Here is a 19,673-nt window from a genome sequence, read left to right as displayed (position 1 = left end):
TCAACGCACAAAAAGTACGGAGCATGCTAATTGAAAGAGACAGACGAAACGCTGTCTTTCCCGATCGATTCGGACACGAAAAACAACTTCAACATTTATTCAGTCTATAAAGACAAAGACGGAAAAGAGTATTTCACTTTCCAGAATATTGAAAACAATACGATCCACTTCTATGACCTGAAACAGCAGAAACCGGCGTTCAGGATAACCCCTTCGCAGGAAGGAAGTAACGGTGTTGGAAGGATATTCGGTTATTACATTCAGAATCTCGACAGTATTTACGTCTTCAATTTTTACGAAAGTGGGCTATACTTGATTAATAAGAACTGCGACCTTCTTGATAAGCAGCCTTTTCCTGGATTAAAACCTTCTTGTTTTATGGCTACAGCCTCACAATTACCTGTACGTATCGAACACACTCTATATACCTGCATAGAACCAAATCGCCTGATTGAGCATGACCCTGTTTCCGTCGCAATCAATATGAATACGAAAGAGGAGAAGAAACTGCCCTTCGATTATCCCGATTATCCCGGTTCGGAAGTCAAGCTGAAACGATACGGCATGGAAGCCAGTTACAGTCGTTGCTATGACGGCCAACGCTTCATTTACTCGTTCCACTATGACGAGAATATCTATGTGGCTACTCCTGAACACGACTCGATACGGAAAGTCTCGGTTAAAAGTAAGTACTTCGACAAAGTACAACTGCCGGACGAGTTGACAGCAAGCCCCGAAGACTTCTGTGTGAATGCCTGGTATAATAACTTGCTGTACGATCCCTACCGGGAGGTTTATTACCGGATTGCTTATCCGCCCTCGACTTTGGATAAAGGCGTCCGTCCTATGGAACTCGTACAATTCGGGCGTAAGAACTTCAGCATTATTATTCTCGATAAAGATTTCCGTATTCTCGGCGAAACCCTCTTTCCCGACAATACCTATAATCCAACCATCATGCTGGTTCGTCCCGAAGGGCTATACATTTCCGACAGCCATTACCTGAATCCCCAGTTCAATGACGATATCCTTAGTTTCCGGAAGTTTGAGTTGAAGGAAGAATAAGCGACAACTCGAACAACACATGCAGTAATAAAGGTATATTTATCCGTAATTCAGGTATTACACAATTAAATCTTGTCCACTACTTTTGAAGAAATAATTAAAAGGAAAGATTTATATGGAAGAGAAAATGACAAGAAGGTCCTGGATGAGGTCTTCATTGACTACATTAGCATCCTTAGCAGCAGCTTCCAGTCTGCCAATTCATTTGAAGGGCAATATCGTGCCCGCCGTCATCCCTCTTAAAGGAGGAACAAACCAAAATAGATCAAAAGTCCTGATGACAAAAGAGATCTCTCCCGATGCTTTGGTCAAAATATACGAAGCACTCAAGCGTAAAGCATCCGGACGAGTTGCCATCAAAATCAGTACAGGCGAACCGGGCGGACATAATTTCCTGCAGCCGTCTCTGATCAAAGACTTAGTGCAGAAAGTAAGCGGGACAATAGTAGAATGCAATACGGCCTATGTCGGAAAACGCTTTACGACAGAAGAGCATATCCAAGCAGCTAAAGACCATGGTTTCTTCGACATAGCAAAGGTTGACATCATGGATTCTGAAGGTGAATTCAATATTCCGGTAAAAGATAAAAAACATATCCAATATAACATCGTCGGAACCCATCTGAAGAACTATGATTTCATGATTAACCTGGCGCATTTCAAAGGACATGCAATGGGTGGATTCGGAGGTGTAATCAAAAATCAGTCCATCGGTGTCGCCTCTTCTAAAGGCAAAACCTATATTCATACGGCCGGTAAAACAGCAGAGACTGCCGAATTATGGAATAACCTACCCGAACAAGATGCTTTCCTCGAATCAATGGCAGCTTCGGCGCAAAGTGTAGCAGATTATTTCGGTGATAATATTTTATATATTAATGTAATGAATAATCTTTCAATTGACTGCGATTGCGATTCCAACCCTCATGATCCCGAAATGAAAGACATCGGAATACTTGCTTCAACCGACCCCGTAGCTCTGGATCAGGCTTGTCTAGATTTAGTATATGCTGTAAAGCCAACCGAAGGCAACGACAATAGACCGTTGGTCAATCGCATTGAAAGCCTTCATGGACGTCACACGGTTGATTATGCCGAGACGATCGGACTCGGAAGCAAGAACTATGAATTGGTAGTATTAGATACATAATTCCAGATAAAAGATTCAGTCTGTCCTCCTATTGTAAAAAATATTCCGAATCAATATGTATCTTTGTCATATCAGTAACTTTCACAGGAATATAAACCGAAAAACACAAACAAGATGGACAAACGAATCTTATTGCCTTTAGTAATCCTGCCCGCTTTCCAGACAGGAAATATGCAGGCAGCCGACCAGCCTGCCAAGCGGCCGAACATCATCCTCTTTATGGTTGACGATATGGGATGGGAAGACACTTCCCTGCCTTTCTGGACAGAAAAGACGCATTATAACGAAGTCTACGAGACGCCCAACATGGAACGCCTCGCCCGCCAGGGAGTCATGTTCACCCAGGCCTATGCCAGCAGTATCAGTTCCCCGTCTCGTTGCAGCCTGATCACCGGGACGAATGCCGCCCGCCACCGTGTCACCAACTGGACGCTGCAAAAGGATAAGACGACCGACCGCAAAGACAGTCTGCTCGACATACCTGACTGGAACTATAACGGCGTCAGTCAGGTTACGGGAACAAACAATACCTTCGTCGGGACTTCTTTCGTCCAGCTCTTGAAAAATAGCGGTTATCATACGATCCACTGCGGGAAAGCCCATTTCGGCGCGATCGACACTCCGGGAGAGGACCCGCACCACTGGGGATTCGAAGTCAACATTGCCGGTCATGCCGCCGGCGGTCTGGCAAGCTATTTAGGCGAAGAGAATTACGGCCATACGAAGGATGGCAAACCGACTTCGCTGATGTCCATCCCCGGCCTCGAAAAGTATTGGGGCACGGAAACATTCGCTACCGAAGCCTTGACATTGGAGGCGATCAAGGCGCTCGACAAGGCGAAGAAATACAACCAGCCGTTCTACCTCTACATGTCCCACTATGCCATCCATATTCCACTGAATAAGGACATGCGCTTCTACGAGAAATACAAAAAGAAGGGAATGACAGACCATGAGGCAGCCTACGCCACCCTAATCGAAGGGATGGACAAGAGCCTGGGCGATCTGATGGACTGGTTGGAAAAGAACGGGGAGGCAGACAATACGATCATCCTCTTCATGAGCGATAACGGCGGCCTTGCCTCTACGTCCGAATGGCGTGACGGCCCGTTGTACACGCAGAACTATCCGTTGCTGAGCGGCAAAGGTTCCCTTTGCGAAGGGGGTATCCGCGAACCGATGATCGTCAGTTGGCCGGGAGTAGCCCAACCGAATACCCGTTGCGACAAATACCTGCTGATAGAAGACTTCTACCCGACTATCCTGGAAATGGCCGGAGTGAAGGACTACGAGACGGTGCAACCTATCGACGGCATCAGCTTCGTTCCTCTGCTCACCGGGACGGGCGATCCTTCCAAAGGGCGTTCCCTCTTCTGGAATATGCCGAACAACTGGGGCAACGACGGTCCGGGCATCAACTTCAACTGTGCGGTCCGCAATGGCGACTGGAAACTGATTTACTATTACGGTACCGGCAAGAAAGAACTGTTCAACATCTCCGACGATATCGGCGAAAAGAACGACCTTAGCACCCGTCACCCGGAAATCGTCAAACGCCTCTCCAAAGAACTCGGCGACCACCTCCGTAAAGTAGATGCCCAACGGCCATCTTTCAAGGCGACAGGAAAGGCTTGCCCGTGGCCGGATGAGATAAATTAACATAGCATGGGACTGCGTCCTATATAGGCTGTTTTCTCAAAATAATAGAATGAGGCATAACCTCATATTGATCAAAATATAAATTAAAAAGAGAGTGAAAAGAAGAGAGTTTCTTTTTTGGCATAAGCAGGGAGGGGATACCGGACTGTCAGGAAACGAAAAGAAACAAAAAAGGGCATCCTCGTGGACGCCCTTTCTCATTCAATACTAAATATGGATTAGTATACATTTACCTTAATAACTTTCGTATTTCCGACATTGGTTAATTTCACAATGTAAATGCCTTTTGTTACCGGTATTCGCGCATAGCTACTGATACGTGCATTGTAGACGATCTTACCGATCATGTTCACAACGGTCACTTGTAGCGACTGAATCGGATTCACATAAATATTTCCCTTTCTTCCAAACACTTCCGTATTGGCAAGGGCTTCTTCAAGGCCGGTTGCAAAGTCTACCGTCACTTCACAAGTAGCGGTCACGTCACCGATCTTAGCTGTGATCGTAGCTGTTCCGACTTTAAGCCCCTTTACGGTTACCTTGTTGCCATCGGCTGTCACGCTGGCGATCGTCGGATCGCTACTGCTCCATGTCACTGTTTTACCGGAAGGAGAAACAGTTGCTTCCAAAACGAATTCTTCGAGACGTGGAAGAGCTTTTGTCGTTGCATCCAAAGAGATCGTAACGTTTTCGTCTCCATCACCACCAGAAGGAGGAGTAACAGGGTCAGACTTGGTTCCATTATGTAACATTGTCCGATACGCATCACGGAGTCCGCTGTCCGGTCTGCGGTCAGTCTAGCAATCATGTGCTTGAACTACCCTGAAAGTGACGAAGAATCAGTTTTTCTGCAAATCTTCTATCACTCTATCACTACAAAAGTTTCAGATATTGATATTCAAGCGTTATAGCAGTGATACAGGATGTTTTCCTGTATCACTGCCTCTATCACTCCTGAAACAGGACATTTTTATCATATGATTGGAAACCAACATATTACCTTCTGTTACTTTTGAAAAAGCATATAAAATAATCGAATAAATAAATGTAAAAACGAATATAATAGATATTAAATTGACAAAATACGGTTCTTCATTCCACAAAAGCCTTCTCTTTTTTTAGCAGAAACAAGCAGATAATTCCGTAAACACCCCCATGTTGCCATCCTTTACATCCGGGTGTAGGGAGCCGGTACATCCGGGTGTAAAAGGGGGTAACATGGGGGTGTCCGGCAACTAAAGTACCGTGCCGGACAATAAAAACTACCCGGTTTCACCTATTTTATAGCCGTTTTTACATAAAATAATCGAGTGGTTTGCAGGGATGGGAATCAAGTGTTTATTGTTTGTTTTATTTGTAATATACTAATATACATATATATATAAGCGGAATACCTGTTTCCCATCCAAGTTGCCAGTGATAGGGTTGTGATACCGTAGTGATAGAGAAAACGGGCATATATCACTAATCAAACAAGTTGAATATCAATTGGTAAAAAGGAATCAGTGACACAGTGACAGAGGAAATGGGAAATACTTATATGATAAGGTTCTGTTTTTTCTTTGATATAGTTCATACGATTTCCGAATTTTGTGTGGTTGCCCTGGCTACAATAAGCCATGCGTTGTGATTTACTTTCATTTTAGTATATTTGAACCATTAGAAACAACACAATTGCTATTATCAATTCATAATCAATGATTTATAATTCAAATTAAAAATAAAAAACAGACGTTGTTTCAAGGCAAGAATCCTGCATTGAGTAGGATTCTTGCTTTTTAAAACAGTTCCAACTGCTGCCCCGGAGTATTTACTTCCATTGTTTTTCAGGAATAAACCCGACTTTTTTCAAAAGCTCGATTAACACGTCACGCCGTAATTTGCAACGATACAAATTACGGCGCATACTTCTTTTAAGGGTTCTATCGGCATTGGTTGTAATACTCTTCCCTTTTTCAAAATTTTGCATTTTGTAATTTCCAGATTGACATCCACAACCTCCAGAATGAAATTTTATTTTGCCCGTCCTTGCAATTTGCCGCTTCAACTCTTTATGTATTACAAAATTCACTAACTTTGTGGCTTTAAATAGAAAACGATAAAATAAACGATAGACGATCATGGAGTACAATTTCAGAGAAATTGAGAAAAAGTGGCACGAATACTGGATTGCCAATAAGGTTTATAAAGTCGAAAAAAATGCCGACAAACCAAAGTATTACGTTTTGGACATGTTCCCTTATCCATCAGGAGCAGGACTACATGTAGGCCACCCACTCGGTTATATCGCTTCTGATATTTATTCCCGTTACAAACGCCTGCAAGGCTTCAACGTTTTGCATCCGATGGGCTACGATGCCTACGGACTGCCGGCAGAACAATATGCTATCCAAACCGGACAGCATCCTGAAGTAACGACAAAGAAAAACATCGCCCGTTATCGGGAACAGATGGACAAAATAGGTTTCAGTTACGACTGGAACCGCGAGATCCGTACTTGCGATCCCGAATATTATAAATGGACGCAATGGGCATTCATCCAGATGTTCAACAGCTATTACTGCAACGATAAAAAGCAGGCACGTCCCATCAGCGAACTGGTTGCCGCTTTCGAACAGTCCGGAACGGAAGGTTTGAATGTAGCTTGCAGCGAAGAATTGCATTTCACTGCCGGCGAATGGAAAGCCAAAAATGATAAAGAAAAACAGGAAATCCTGTTGAACTACCGGATCGCTTATCGAGGCGAAACGATGGTAAACTGGTGTGCCGCATTGGGTACGGTACTGGCCAACGACGAAGTGGTGAACGGCGTTTCCGAACGTGGTGGCTATCCGGTGGAACAAAAGATCATGCGTCAGTGGTGCCTGCGCGTATCCGCCTATGCACAACGGCTTCTGGATGGACTGGAGACGATCGACTGGACAGACTCGCTGAAAGAAACACAGCGTAACTGGATCGGCCGCAGCGAAGGTGCCGAAATCCAATTCAAAGTAAAAGACAGCGACCTCGAATTTACCATCTTTACAACCCGTGCCGACACTATGTTCGGTGTCACTTTCATGGTCTTGGCTCCCGAAAGCGAACTGGTCGCACAATTGACGACTCCGGAGCAGAAACAAGAAGTCGACGCTTATCTGGACCGTACTAAAAAACGTACAGAACGCGAACGTATCGCTGATCGTTCCGTTACCGGTGTATTCAGCGGTTCATACGCAATCAATCCGTTCACGGGCGACGCCGTGCCTGTCTGGATCAGCGACTATGTACTGGCCGGTTACGGAACCGGTGCCATCATGGCTGTTCCGGCACACGACAGTCGCGACTATGCATTTGCCAAACATTTCAACTTGCCGATTGTCCCGCTGATCGAAGGTTGCGACGTAAGCAAAGAAAGTTTCGATGCGAAAGAAGGAATCGTCTGCAACTCACCGAGACCGGACGTAACGCCTCATTGCGACCTGTCGTTGAACGGCCTGACCGTAAAAGAAGCAATCGCCGCCACCAAAAAATACGTGGCAGAACATAAGTTAGGACGTGTAAAGGTGAACTACCGTCTGCGCGACGCTATCTTCAGCCGCCAGCGTTACTGGGGCGAACCGTTCCCTGTCTATTACGATGCAGACGGTATGCCTCAGATGTTGCCGGTAGACAAATTACCGTTAGAATTGCCGGAAGTAGATAAATTCCTGCCGACCGAAACAGGTGAACCGCCTCTGGGACACGCCGTAAAATGGGCATGGGACACCGTAAAACAGGAAGTCACGGAAGTTTCCAAAATAGACAACAAGACTATCTTCCCGCTGGAACTTTGCACGATGCCGGGATTCGCCGGTTCATCCGCCTATTACCTGCGTTACATGGACCCGCGCAACGACCAAGCTTTAGTAGCTAAAGACGTAGATGAATACTGGCGCAACGTAGACCTGTATATCGGTGGTACCGAACATGCTACCGGACACCTGATCTACAGCCGTTTTTGGAATAAATTCCTGTTTGACTTAGGTATCGTTTGTGAAGAGGAACCGTTCAAGAAACTGATCAACCAAGGTATGATCCAAGGACGTTCCAACTTCGTATACCGTATCAACGGCACGAACAAATTCGTATCCCTGAACCTGAAAGACCAGTACGAAGTCACTCCTATCCATGTAGACGTAAATATCGTATCAAACGATATACTGGATATCGAAGCCTTCAAAAACTGGCGTCCGGAATATAACGACGCGGAATTCGTATTGGAAGATGGAAAATACATCTGCGGATGGGCTGTTGAAAAGATGTCGAAATCCATGTTCAACGTGGTCAATCCGGATATGATTGTCGAGAAATATGGTGCTGACACACTTCGTCTGTATGAAATGTTCTTAGGCCCGTTGGAACAATCCAAACCATGGGATACGAACGGTATCGACGGTGTACACCGCTTTCTGAAAAAGCTCTGGGGATTGTTCTTCGGCAATACGGACACCTTGCAGATTACGGATGCGGAACCGACAGCCGACGAACTGAAATCACTGCATAAACTGATCAAGAAAGTGACATACGACATCGAACATTTCTCGTACAACACTTCCATCAGTGCCTTTATGATCTGTGTAAACGAATTGAGCAGCCTGAAATGCAACAAACGGGCGATCCTGGAACAGTTAATCGTTCTGCTTGCTCCGTTCGCTCCTCATACCGCTGAAGAATTATGGCATACCTGCGGTCACAATACTACCGTATGCGATGCCGAATGGCCTGTCTACAACGAAGAATACTTGAAAGAAAACTCGCTTACTTACGCTATCTCCTTCAACGGCAAAGCTCGTTTCAGCATGGAACTTCCAGCTGATATGCCTCGCGAAGAGATTGAGAAAGCCGCTCTTGCCCATGAAAATTCGGCTAAGTGGATGGAAGGCAAGACTCCGAAAAAGATTATCGTTGTTCCAGGAAAGATTGTAAACATCGTAATCTAAATTTATTTATATGAAGCTTATAAACAACAAAGTCTATTTTGCTGTACAAGATTACCTGATGATCCTGTTGGGTACTCTCTTGTACGGCTTCGGCTTCAACGCTTTCATTCTGTCGAATGAAATCATCACCGGTGGAGTCAGTGGTATTTGTGCCTTAATCTTTTTTGCCAGTAACGAGATTATTCCCGTTTCTGTGTCTTACTTCGTTATCAACGTTGTTCTATTATTGGCTGCTTTAAAAATTCTAGGACTTAAATTTCTGATAAAAACAATTTTCGGAGTTTTTTCCCTGTCAGCCTCCTTGTCATTCTTTGAATGGCTTCTGAAAGGACAGCCACTTCTACATGACCAACCGTTCATGTCCATTATTATTGGTGCATTCCTTTGCGGGGCAGGTCTCGGACTTGTCTTTTCGGCAAACGGTAGTACCGGAGGAACGGATATCGTGGGAGCTATTGTAAACAAATACAAAAATATCTCCATCGGGCGTGCATTGTTGTTTTGTGACTTCATTATCATCGGTTCCTCATTTTTTCTTTTCCATGATGTTGAAAAGATCGTGTTCGGTTTTGTCGAAATGTTCGTAAGCAACTATATCATAGATGCCGTACTGAATGGGAACCGTCAATCCGTCCAATTCCTGATCTTTTCTCAGAAATACGATGAAATAGCTGAGCGGATCATCCATGACCTGGATCGCGGTTGTACCATTCTCGACGGTGTAGGCGGATATTCCCGCAAACCGGTCAAGGTCGTTGTATTGCTGGCAAAAAAATCAGAATCCGTTTCCATTTTCCGTCTGGTAAAACAAATCGACCATCAGGCCTTCATCTCTCAAAGTATCGTCAGAGGGGTATACGGGGAAGGGTTTGACCAGATAAAAACATAAAACAATCATCCAAACAATTTAAAGCACTTCCATACGTTATATACACATCGTATAGAAGTGCTTTTTTATTCATACTCAACAAACATGAAACTTGTATTCGCAACAAACAACCGACATAAGCTAGATGAAGTCCGGAAAATCACATCCGGATATACCGAAATAGTCAGCCTCTCAGAGATCAACTGCCATGAGGATATACCCGAAACAGCAGAAACATTAGAAGGCAACGCCTTGCAAAAAGCCCGTTACATAAAAGAACATTTCGGATATGACTGTTTTGCAGACGACACTGGCCTTGAAGTAGAAGCCCTACACAACGCTCCCGGAGTATATTCGGCACGTTATGCCGGTCCCGGACATGATTCGGAAGCCAATATGGACAAACTTCTCCATGAAATGGAAAACAAGAAAAACCGGAAAGCTCGTTTCCGTACGGTAATTGCTCTTATCTTGAATGGAAAAGAATATTTGTTTGAAGGTATTGTCAACGGTACGATCATAAACGAAAAAAGAGGCGAAAGCGGTTTCGGGTACGATCCCATATTTGTCCCCGACACTTACTCACAAACATTTGCCGAAATGGGCAATGATATAAAAAACCAGATCAGCCACCGTGCCGAAGCTGTCAAAAAATTGACTGCTTTTTTATCGAATTACACATTTTAATATTGTAATTAATATGAGAAATATATTAACTGTCATCTTGCTTTTCTTATTATCATTTCCTGCTTTATCAGTTAATGACAATGGCAACACGCTTGGATGGAAAACATATCTCTCCTACAATAATACTGATTGTGTGGAAGAATCCGCAGACCAAGTATTTGTCGTAGCAGAAGGTGCTTTATACACATATGGGAAAGAAGATAACAGCATCAAACAATATTACAAAGGAAATGGATTGAGTGACACGGATATCCAATCTATTTCCTACAACAAACAAACAAAATCACTATTGATTGTTTACAAAAACTGCAATATAGACATTTTAGAAGAAGGTTCAGTAAAAAACATACCTTATCTGTACACGACTACATCTTTAAGAGATAAATCACTTAATTCCGTTATGATTTATAACGAATATGCCTATTTATCCATACAGTCGGGCATAGTAGTTGTTAACATGGACAAAAAAGAAATAACCGATACCTATAACTTATCTAAGAATATAACATCCTGTGCTATTTTCAACAATAATATATATGCTTCCACAAAGGAAGGTCAAAAGTCTACGATCATATACGCTTCTTTGAATGATAATCTGTTAGACGGATCAAACTGGAAAACTTATTCGATTCCGGGATTCCCATCTGAAAATTCCATAGACAAAATATCCTCATTTAAAAATAAGCTATTCTATTTGTCTCAAAATAAAGGTATCTACTATGAATCGAATGAAACTACAGTCCCTTTGGTCAGCAACACACAAATGAACAATATGAAAATTGTGGGAGAAAAACTGGCTTGCATGGCCACATCCCAAGTTTATATTTTCACAGATACGAAAACTTTTGACCAAATCAACAATCTATCCATCAAAGATATCAGCACTTATCAGACTGACAAATATTGGATAGCCGAAGGAAGCAAAGGTCTACGTTCTATCCAAAGAAAAGGAGCCAACCAGTTCGAAGCCATAAACGAAGCCATAATTTTGGATGGCCCCTACTCCAACAGTTCTTATGATATCGTATCAAAAAACGATAAAATATATATTATACCTGGTGGAAAAAGCCTGACAGGGGATAATTCTTTTAATAAAGCCGGATCGGTCATGATATATGACTATGAAAAATGGAGTGTACTAGAACCTTCCGTCGTTCAGAATAAACTAAATACATGGCCTAAAGACTATACCAGCATTGTCGTCACAAAAAATGATACTGAAAAAGAGATTATTTACGTATCTTCCTTCGGTTATGGCCTTTTTCAATTCATAGACAGAGAACCTTCCGCCGTTTATAACAAAACAAACAGTCCGCTTGAAAACGCACATGGCAATGAGGGCTTTTATTGTCGTGTAGACGGACTTGCTTTCGATAAGGAAGGAAACCTATGGATGACTAACTCTGAAGTGAGCAAAGCTATCAAGATATTGGATAAAGAAGGAAAATGGCATAGCCTGTCTGTCGAGTCGTTAAATGGAAAATACACGATAAACGACATACTCGTCACCTCAAACAATGACAAATGGATCAATATATCTCGCCCTACCAGTCAAGCCTGCCTAACAGTCGTAACCAACAGCAACTCTTTAGATGAAGCGACATCATATGAATTTAAAAACTTCATTGACACAGATAATAACGACTTTTCCCCTAACAATTATACTTGTATGGCAGAGGATAAAAACGGATATATATGGATAGGAACCAATAAAGGAGCTATATACTTAACAAATCCAAAGTTGGCAACAACAGAAAACAATCAATCTATGCGTTGCACACGTGTAAAACTAATCAATGAAGAAGGAATCCCTTATTATTTTCTCGACAATACGATAATAACGACCATCAAGGTAGATAACGGAAACCGGAAATGGATTGGAACGGACGGTAGCGGTGTTTATGTATTGAGCGAAGACAATCAGGAAATCGTCCATCAGTTCAATACATCCAACAGTCCGCTACTATCAGATAAAATATATTCCATAGAAATTAATGAAAATACTGGCGAAGTGTTCATCGGTTCCGACAAAGGTTTGGTTTCTTACAAAGGAGAAGCGACAAAAGGTAAAGATGACTATTCAGACGTGTATGCATATCCGAACCCCGTACGACCTGAATACAGGGACAAAGTAACCATCACGGGATTGATGGATAACTCGATCGTCAAAATCACCGATCTGAATGGAAATCTGGTCTATCAGACTAAATCTTTAGGTGGTCAAGCTATCTGGAACTGCCGGAATACAAAAGGTGTCCGTGTTGCTTCAGGCGTATATCTGGTGCTCTCTGCCACCGAAGATTCTAAAGAAAGTGTAGTTACTAAAATCGCAGTTATAAAATAAAAAATAAAAATCCACTGTGGTATTTGTCTTATTCACAGTGGATCATTTTATCTTGTTTCGTCTATCTAACAATTCTTACAACCCCAACCTCTCCGATATCTCCAGCATCTTCTTGATCGGGCGGATCGCTTTTTCCTGTACTTGTTCATCGACAAATATTTCAGGAAGTTCGTATTTCAAACAGTTGTAAAGTTTCTCCATCGTGTTCAAGCGCATAAAATTACATTCGTTGCAAGCACATGTACTGTCATTGGGAGGAGCCGGGATAAATTCTTTATCGGGACTCTGCTTACGCATTTCGTGAATAACGCCACTTTCTGTCGCTACAATGAATTGTTTCTTATCCGACTTGACAGTATGTTTCAAAAGAGCTGCAGTCGATCCTACGAAGTCCGAGACCTGCACAACGGGCTGTTTGCACTCCGGGTGAGTAATGACTTCCGCATCGGGATACTGTTTTTTCAATTCCAATATCTTTTCCAGTGAAAACTGTTCATGCACATGGCAGGCACCATCCCAAAGCAACATCTTGCGCCCGGTAATGCCATTTATGTAATTGCCTAAGTTCCGGTCTGGACCGAAGATGATCTTCGTGTCTTCCGGAAAACTTTCGACTATCTGACGTGCATTGGTAGACGTTACCACAACATCCGTCACGGCTTTTACAGCAGCAGTCGTATTTACATACGAAATAACCACATGACCGGGATGCTGTTTGACAAATTCCGCAAAATCGACAGCCGGACAGCTATCTGCCAATGAGCAACCGGCATTCAAGTCCGGGACCAGCACTTTCTTGTCCGGGCACAACACCTTCGCCGTTTCACCCATAAAATGAACACCGCAGAAAACGATGATATCGGCCGTCGTCTTAGCTGCCTGTTGAGCCAATGCCAAACTGTCTCCCACAAAATCTGCTATATCTTGAATATCACCTGTCTGATAATAATGAGCAAGGATAACGGCGTTTTTTTCTCTACGCATCCTGTTTATCTCTTCTTTCAGGTCCAACCCCTTTGGGATGGGTGCGTCTATATATCCGATCGATTGGTTTGTCAACATAGTTACCTGTATTAAATGATTGTAAAATTCGATAATCACTAATGAGTATAAACCGCTATTTACAGTCTATCAACAAAGTTATCATCATTCTTTATAACTGATAATCTTTATTTTACTCCTATTATCAACTATAAGTTGATAATGTGCAAAGGTAAAAACTTTATTGATTTTCCCATAGGAAACACATATAAAACGAATAAACAAGCAGGAGGTAATATAAAAAATTTGCTAAACAAGTCTCAAAGACTTCCGGCAGATATTCACCCAAACGTCTGCGTTCTTTTCCCAAGTTATCCACAATCATATTATTATTATCTTATTTATTCTTTATTTTAAATCTAAATATGATGAATATAATATCCTGTTGAAACAGTTAATACAATTGTGCTATAATACTTGTCCAGTTCGTTATTAAACGATATAAATGACTTATTAAATAGATACCAACATCCTATTTATCGTTTTACATACTGATATCCTTTACTTTATAGACTTTATTAGTATTCAGTTGAAAACAACCTGTGTGTAAAAGTTAATGGCAGTTGAGCGCTGTTGATACGTGTATAACCACTGTTGATAGGGCGTAATAAATAATCCGTTATTTTTATTGCATAATAGAAACTAGAGGATGTATAGTGAACAAATTGAATAATGCAAGAACTATTTTTCATTTTGTGTCCACCACTTATCAATAGCTTTTCAACGGTATATCCACATTAATTCACTACTTTTGCAAGTAAAGAAACGATAGCTATGCGCAAGTTAAAGATAACAGAGTTGAATCGCTTGACTCCGGAAGCATTCAAAGATAGTAAAAAGATTCCGTTGGTTGTTGTGCTCGATCATGTAAGAAGCTTAAACAATGTAGGATCCGTGTTTCGTACGTCTGATGCTTTTAGGGTGGAGAGTATTTACCTGTGCGGTATCACGGCTTGTCCGCCTCATGCCGAGATTCATAAGACGGCTTTGGGAGCGGAAGAAACTGTCGATTGGGAGTATTTTGAAGATACGATGGAGGCTGTTGATAAACTGAAGCAACAGGGATATACTGTCTGTGCGGTTGAGCAGGCCGAAGGGAGTACGATGTTGGATAATTTGTTGTTGGACAAGAATAAAAAGTATGCAGTTATCATGGGAAACGAGGTGAAAGGTGTTCAACAATGTGTCGTTGATAACTGTGATATGTGTATTGAAATACCGCAGTATGGGACCAAGCATTCTTTGAATGTTTCGGTGACTACCGGTATTATCATCTGGGATTTCTTTAAGCAATTGTCAGATTAATCCGTTTTCAACAAGTACGACAACTCGCTCCGTCATGGCATCTTTTCCTTTAGGATCGTATTCGGTTTTCAGGCTGGCGCCGAACATGCCGGCAAATATGTTCCAGAAACCTGCCCGGAAACTACCTAAATAGGCTTTCAATAGGTTGTAACTCGATTGGTTACATTCTCTGTCAATCAGTTTGATAAGCAGTTTTCCTTGGGAAAAGGTCAGTTTTTTCAACTGCGGTTTATATTCCTGAAAAAGTTCTTTTTCCATCCGTTTCAAGTGAGCTTGACGGGATTTTTCGTCGGGGAGTGTCTCTATATATTCGTATGTTTCGATCAGTGTTTCATAAACCATTTTGGCATAAGGTAGTGTGCGCTTTACGTCACGGACCAGTTTGGTGTAACGTGCCTGTTCACGTTTGTTTTTAAACTTGACCTGCGGGTAAATGTAGATTTCCCGCAGGTTAACAATAGGTACCGTATCCTTTCCATCCAGATATGCCTTTTGTAATCCTTCGGGAACGGTATTGATCTTCAATTTCTGTGCATGGACTCCTATTGCGCACAACATGAATATTATCAATATTTTATACTTGCCTTTTCTCAACATCGTTCACAAAAGTAATTGATTTACGAATAGCAACTACAGATTTTACAGAAAATTCATATCTTTGTGATAATACAAACAACTAAAATCAACAGACTATGAAATATTTTGCCATCTTTCCATATTCATTAATTCTGAATAAGTTGCAGCCATGCTATCTGATTGTCCAAAATGGAGATAATAGAGAACTTCAGGCTGTGAAAAGAGATAATCCGGAAAGTTGACAACTTAAACAAAACCTTGCTATGAAATCAATAAGTTTATTCGTTTTGTTTTGGGCATCTATCAACATTCATGCTGTTGATAACCTTCGTATATCTGATATCCGTAGTTTGGGAATGGGAGGAAACGGGGTTACACAATCTGTTTTGTTTAATCCGGCATTGGTGGCTTTGTATACGGATAAAGTTCTTCATTTAGAATACTTTAATCGTTATGGAGTAAAAGAACTGGGAACGGTTGGAATAGGTTTTGTATATCCGAATCCGTTGTTGTCGGCAGGTGTTGATATCTCTTCTTTCGGATATGATCAGTATAGGGAAACTCTTTTTCGGTTATCGGTAGGGAAACAGCTGAATGGCCGGTGGAGGATCGGCATTGGTTTCCAATATAAAATGTTGCAGACCGAGTTGTGGGAAGAAGTACCGAAGCAGCTTTCCACAGATGTCGGAATCTTGTTTGTTCCCATTGACAAATTGTTGATTGGAATGTTGATAATGAATTTTCCTTCTATTACCATTCATAAATATACTACTGAAACAAAATGTTTTACTAGTTATTCAGTACAAATAGGTTTTCAATGGGAGATAATTAACAGGTTGTTGATAGTAGGAACTATCGAAAGTAATAAAGAACATATGTGGATGGGAAATGCGGGCATTGAATATGCTCCGTTCAAAAACTTTCATATACGGGCGGGGGTACAGACTACTCCCCTCCTGCCCACTTTGGGGATCGGATACCGTCTGACTGGATTTACAGTAGATGTCGCGACTATTTATCATCCGGTTTTGGGAGTCAGTACCGGACTGGGTTTGAGCTATTCTTTTTAATCAGGCTTGACTATGAAACGAATGTTTATAAATCTGTTGGTATATCTGTTAATAAGTAGTTATCAGCTTAAAAGTCAGACATTATATTCTGTTGATAAGTGGATGGAATATATAGAAGAAATGGCTTCGGAAACAGAAGATGAAGAGCGTATTGAAGCACTTTACACTGATCTTTCCTATCTTACCGAACATCCTTTCGAACTCAATACGGTGACGGAGGGACAATTGAAACGTCTCCCTTTCCTATCTGATCTACAAATAAGGGAATTGTTGGAATATCGTTCCCGTTATGGAAAAATGTTAACCCTTTATGAGCTTAAAAATGTGGAAGCATTCGATTTAGAGACGATTTCTCTGCTTGTCCCGTTTATTTATATAAGTGAAATAATAGTTGATAAACGTCCTATTACAGTGAAAAATTTGTTGAAACGAGGTTCTAATAACTTACAAATCAGATATGACAGATGTTTTCAACAAAAGAAAGGCTATTGTTCATATCCCGATAGTGTACTACAACAATATCCGAATCGGAAGTATCTGGGAGAGCCGTTCTATCATTCTGTCCGTTATTCGTATGAATTTGATGAACGTATCCAATTCGGTCTGGTTACAGAAAAAGATGCAGGAGAACCTTTCTGGAATGAATATCATAAAGGGTATGACTATTATTCGGTGCATCTTTTTCTCAAAGAAATGAATAAATGGTTGAAAAGTCTTGCCATAGGTGATTATAAAATATCTTTTGGACAAGGCTTGGTGATCAGCAATGACTTTTCTCCAGGCCGAAGTGCTCTTGTTTCACAAACGGAAAGAAGGACAAACGGATTTCGCCGTCATTTTTCAACCAATGAAAATGACTTTTTCCGGGGAGCTGCTGCTACTGTCAATTGGAAAAATTTAGATATCAACCTCTTCTATTCGTATCGGAAGTTGGATGGAGGTGTGGACAGTACGATCGTTACTTCGTTTAAAACGGACGGTTTACATCGTTTGGTACGAGACAGGGAGAAGATGCATAAAGTTTCCATGCAGACATATGGTGGGAATGTACGATATGCAACTCCCGGTTTATGTATAGGTCTGACTGCCCTTTCTTATTCTTTCGGAAATTATTCGATACAGCCCGATCCGAAACCTTATAATCTTTTCTATTTTCGCGGTAACCGGAATCTGAATATCAGTGTGGATTACTTGTTGAAAAATAAGTTGATCAAGTTTTATGGTGAAACGGCTTTAAGCCGGAATGGGGCGGTTGCTTCCCTGAATGCCTTGCAGTTGACACCTGCTTCTTATTTTTCCTTGCTGTTATTGTATCGTTATTATGATAAACGTTACCAGGCTTTTTTCGGGAATGCTTTTTCACAAAACTCGGCTGTCCGGAATGAACAGGGAATGTATATAGGGATGCAATGGACGCCTTTTGCCCGCTGGAAGTTGTCCGCGTATGCGGATGTATTCCGGTTTCCCTGGCTGAAATATGGAGTGGATGCGCCGTCGACGGGAAAGGAATATATGCTTCAACTTGATTATACGCCGAGCCGGAATTTGTCCGTATATGTCCGTTATAAATACAAACAAAGGGAAAATATAACACCTTACCATCAACAGCGTTTGCGTATGCAGGCCTTATATACGATTTCTTCATCCGTCTCGCTGCGGACATCTGCAGACGGTATTTGTTATACAGAAGCGAACGAAAAAAGCAGAGGGTGGATGATTGCCCAAAGCGTAGGTTGGAAACCGGTTGATGTTCCTGTTCAAACAGATTTTCATATAGCCGGATTTCATACGGATAATTATCGGACCCGTATATCTTCTTATGAAAAAAATATCTTGTATGCTTTCAATATGCCTTCCTTTTATGGAAAAGGTGTTCGGTTGGCGCTTTCTTTCCGGTGGGATATTGTGAAGCAACTTTCTGTGTCTGCTAAATTAGGATACACATATTATGCTGATCGTGACGTGGTCGGTACTGACTTAGAAGAGATCGAAGGAAATATTAAAGCAGATATATATACGTTACTGCGCTGGAAATTTTGACGGTTTGCTAAATAGTCCTAAAGCTGGGGAAATTCATATCTCCATTTTGATAGCTTTTGTAGCTTTGCACTCAAATATAAATTATTATGTCTACAATTCTTTTTGATAAAATAGTATTCGGACCGATACATAGCCGTCGGTTAGGTATTTCTTTAGGTATGAACCTGCTTCCTACAGACGGGAAACTTTGTTCATTCAATTGCATTTATTGTGAATGCGGACTAAACGAGAATCACCGTACGCGCAGTAAACTGCCAACCCGTGCAGAGGTAAAGGAGGCTTTGATAAATAAATTGTCTTCCATGCAGACAGAGGGTATTGCTCCCGATGTAATCACTTTTGCTGGGAATGGTGAACCTACCATGCACCCTGAATTTGCCGATATTATCGATGATACGATTGAAACCCGTAACCGTTTTTTCCCGAAGGCTAAGATTGCCGTGCTCTCGAACTCGACCATGCTCCATAAGGAGGATGTCTTCTTGGCATTGAATAAGATTGAAGATAATATATTGAAACTCGACTCCATTTCGGATAGTCGTATCGGGCAGTTGAATGTTCCCAATTCCCCGGCTTTTACTTTCGATAGGTTGTTGGAACAACTTTGCCGTTTTAATGGCAATCTGATTATACAAACCATGTTTCTGAAAGGGGAAGTGGATGGAGAAAGCGTGACGAATACAACCGAACACGAAATTTCCGGTTGGTTGGAAGCTTTAAAACAAATCAAGCCTAGACAGGTTATGATCTATACAATCGACCGTGAAACTCCCGTAAAAAACTTGAAAAAGGTGACAAAAGATGAATTGGAAGCTATTGCCGACCGTGCCCGTCAAGAAGGGTTTGATGTAACGGTGTCAGCTTGAAAAATTAAAAAATGGAGAATTGAAAAGCATTGTAAGAAGTCACA

General features: G+C 41.7%; 15 protein-coding genes. 11 read left to right on the top strand and 4 right to left on the bottom strand.

The window, feature by feature from the left end:
* Positions 1–30: 30 nt before the first annotated feature.
* From NQ542_RS14395 to NQ542_RS14385, 3 genes are all read left to right on the top strand, one after another.
* Positions 31–1,065, top strand: coding sequence for a DUF4221 family protein (locus tag NQ542_RS14395; RefSeq protein WP_005639640.1), 1,035 nt, complete (start codon positions 31–33; stop codon positions 1,063–1,065).
* A gap of 115 nt (positions 1,066–1,180) precedes the next feature.
* Positions 1,181–2,215, top strand: a complete 1,035-nt coding sequence (locus NQ542_RS14390) for a DUF362 domain-containing protein (protein WP_005639638.1) — start codon at positions 1,181–1,183, stop codon at positions 2,213–2,215.
* A gap of 114 nt (positions 2,216–2,329) precedes the next feature.
* Positions 2,330–3,874, top strand: coding sequence for a sulfatase (locus NQ542_RS14385; protein WP_005639635.1), 1,545 nt, complete (start codon positions 2,330–2,332; stop codon positions 3,872–3,874).
* 218 nt (positions 3,875–4,092) lie between these two features.
* Here NQ542_RS14385 and NQ542_RS14380 read toward each other — a convergent pair whose 3' ends face one another.
* Both NQ542_RS14380 and NQ542_RS14375 read right to left on the bottom strand, forming a co-directional pair.
* Positions 4,093–4,626, bottom strand: coding sequence for an Ig-like domain-containing protein (locus tag NQ542_RS14380; protein WP_005639632.1), 534 nt, complete (start codon positions 4,624–4,626; stop codon positions 4,093–4,095).
* 1,058 nt (positions 4,627–5,684) lie between these two features.
* Positions 5,685–5,996 carry a hypothetical protein gene (locus tag NQ542_RS14375; protein ID WP_005639623.1) on the bottom strand — a complete coding sequence of 104 codons (312 nt, stop codon included), beginning with the start codon at positions 5,994–5,996 and terminating at the stop codon, positions 5,685–5,687.
* Here NQ542_RS14375 and leuS point away from each other — a divergent pair.
* The 4 genes from leuS (at position 5,995) to porZ (ending at position 12,731) form a co-directional block, all read left to right on the top strand.
* Positions 5,995–8,832, top strand: coding sequence for a leucine--tRNA ligase (gene leuS / locus NQ542_RS14370; protein ID WP_005639621.1), 2,838 nt, complete (start codon positions 5,995–5,997; stop codon positions 8,830–8,832). The genes NQ542_RS14375 and leuS overlap by 2 nt on opposite strands.
* Positions 8,833–8,842: 10 nt before the next feature.
* Positions 8,843–9,721 (top strand): YitT family protein, encoded by an 879-nt coding sequence (locus NQ542_RS14365; protein ID WP_005639620.1) that lies wholly within the window; start codon positions 8,843–8,845, stop codon positions 9,719–9,721.
* Positions 9,722–9,805: 84 nt separating this feature from the next.
* Positions 9,806–10,387 (top strand): non-canonical purine NTP diphosphatase, encoded by a 582-nt coding sequence (locus tag NQ542_RS14360; protein ID WP_005639618.1) that lies wholly within the window; start codon positions 9,806–9,808, stop codon positions 10,385–10,387.
* Between the two features lie 13 nt (positions 10,388–10,400).
* Entirely contained in the window at positions 10,401–12,731 is a 2,331-nt protein-coding gene (porZ, locus tag NQ542_RS14355) for a type IX secretion system anionic LPS delivery protein PorZ (RefSeq protein WP_005639616.1), read from the top strand.
* Positions 12,732–12,806: 75 nt separating this feature from the next.
* On the opposite strand, the gene nadA is transcribed toward porZ, so the two are convergent.
* Positions 12,807–13,793, bottom strand: coding sequence for a quinolinate synthase NadA (gene nadA / locus NQ542_RS14350; RefSeq protein ID WP_005639614.1), 987 nt, complete (start codon positions 13,791–13,793; stop codon positions 12,807–12,809).
* 753 nt (positions 13,794–14,546) lie between these two features.
* Between nadA and NQ542_RS14345 the strand changes: the two genes are divergently transcribed.
* A complete protein-coding gene (locus tag NQ542_RS14345; protein WP_005639610.1) occupies positions 14,547–15,077 on the top strand; it encodes an RNA methyltransferase in 531 nt (176 codons plus the stop codon).
* Here NQ542_RS14345 and NQ542_RS14340 read toward each other — a convergent pair.
* Complete coding sequence (locus NQ542_RS14340) at positions 15,069–15,674, bottom strand: DUF4294 domain-containing protein (RefSeq protein WP_005639608.1); 606 nt, start codon at positions 15,672–15,674, stop codon at positions 15,069–15,071. The two genes, NQ542_RS14345 and NQ542_RS14340, sit on opposite strands and share 9 nt — an antisense overlap.
* Positions 15,675–15,916: 242 nt before the next feature.
* Here NQ542_RS14340 and NQ542_RS14335 point away from each other — a divergent pair, with 242 nt between their 5' ends.
* The 3 genes from NQ542_RS14335 to NQ542_RS14325 all read left to right on the top strand — a co-directional run bounded on the left by NQ542_RS14335 (position 15,917) and on the right by NQ542_RS14325 (position 19,629).
* Positions 15,917–16,723 carry a PorV/PorQ family protein gene (locus tag NQ542_RS14335; RefSeq protein WP_005639604.1) on the top strand — a complete coding sequence of 269 codons (807 nt, stop codon included), beginning with the start codon at positions 15,917–15,919 and terminating at the stop codon, positions 16,721–16,723.
* Between the two features lie 12 nt (positions 16,724–16,735).
* Positions 16,736–18,763 carry a helix-hairpin-helix domain-containing protein gene (locus NQ542_RS14330; RefSeq protein ID WP_005639602.1) on the top strand — a complete coding sequence of 676 codons (2,028 nt, stop codon included), beginning with the start codon at positions 16,736–16,738 and terminating at the stop codon, positions 18,761–18,763.
* An 86-nt stretch (positions 18,764–18,849) separates the two neighbouring features.
* Complete coding sequence (locus tag NQ542_RS14325; RefSeq protein WP_005639600.1) at positions 18,850–19,629, top strand: radical SAM protein; 780 nt, start codon at positions 18,850–18,852, stop codon at positions 19,627–19,629.
* The last annotated feature ends 44 nt before the right edge of the window (positions 19,630–19,673 follow it).

It is taken from the genome of Parabacteroides merdae ATCC 43184 (genome assembly GCF_025151215.1).
GTDB classification, from domain to species: domain Bacteria; phylum Bacteroidota; class Bacteroidia; order Bacteroidales; family Tannerellaceae; genus Parabacteroides; species Parabacteroides merdae.
The sequence above is the reverse complement of the archived record's forward strand: the minus strand, read 5'-3'. Positions and strand labels throughout refer to the sequence as shown.

Excerpts from the sequence above, each read along its gene's own strand:
- NQ542_RS14325 (WP_005639600.1), top strand. The coding sequence starts at position 18,850 with ATGTCTACAATTCTTTTTGATAAAATAGTATTCGGACCGATACATAGC.
- NQ542_RS14340 (WP_005639608.1), bottom strand. The coding sequence starts at position 15,674 with ATGTTGAGAAAAGGCAAGTATAAAATATTGATAATATTCATGTTGTGC.
- NQ542_RS14390 (WP_005639638.1), top strand. The coding sequence starts at position 1,181 with ATGGAAGAGAAAATGACAAGAAGGTCCTGGATGAGGTCTTCATTGACT.
- NQ542_RS14345 (WP_005639610.1), top strand. The coding sequence starts at position 14,547 with ATGCGCAAGTTAAAGATAACAGAGTTGAATCGCTTGACTCCGGAAGCA.
- NQ542_RS14380 (WP_005639632.1), bottom strand. The coding sequence starts at position 4,626 with ATGTTACATAATGGAACCAAGTCTGACCCTGTTACTCCTCCTTCTGGT.
- leuS (WP_005639621.1), top strand. The coding sequence starts at position 5,995 with ATGGAGTACAATTTCAGAGAAATTGAGAAAAAGTGGCACGAATACTGG.
- porZ (WP_005639616.1), top strand. The coding sequence starts at position 10,401 with ATGAGAAATATATTAACTGTCATCTTGCTTTTCTTATTATCATTTCCT.
- NQ542_RS14360 (WP_005639618.1), top strand. The coding sequence starts at position 9,806 with ATGAAACTTGTATTCGCAACAAACAACCGACATAAGCTAGATGAAGTC.
- NQ542_RS14365 (WP_005639620.1), top strand. The coding sequence starts at position 8,843 with ATGAAGCTTATAAACAACAAAGTCTATTTTGCTGTACAAGATTACCTG.
- NQ542_RS14335 (WP_005639604.1), top strand. The coding sequence starts at position 15,917 with ATGAAATCAATAAGTTTATTCGTTTTGTTTTGGGCATCTATCAACATT.
- nadA (WP_005639614.1), bottom strand. The coding sequence starts at position 13,793 with ATGTTGACAAACCAATCGATCGGATATATAGACGCACCCATCCCAAAG.
- NQ542_RS14385 (WP_005639635.1), top strand. The coding sequence starts at position 2,330 with ATGGACAAACGAATCTTATTGCCTTTAGTAATCCTGCCCGCTTTCCAG.
- NQ542_RS14330 (WP_005639602.1), top strand. The coding sequence starts at position 16,736 with ATGAAACGAATGTTTATAAATCTGTTGGTATATCTGTTAATAAGTAGT.
- NQ542_RS14375 (WP_005639623.1), bottom strand. The coding sequence starts at position 5,996 with ATGATCGTCTATCGTTTATTTTATCGTTTTCTATTTAAAGCCACAAAG.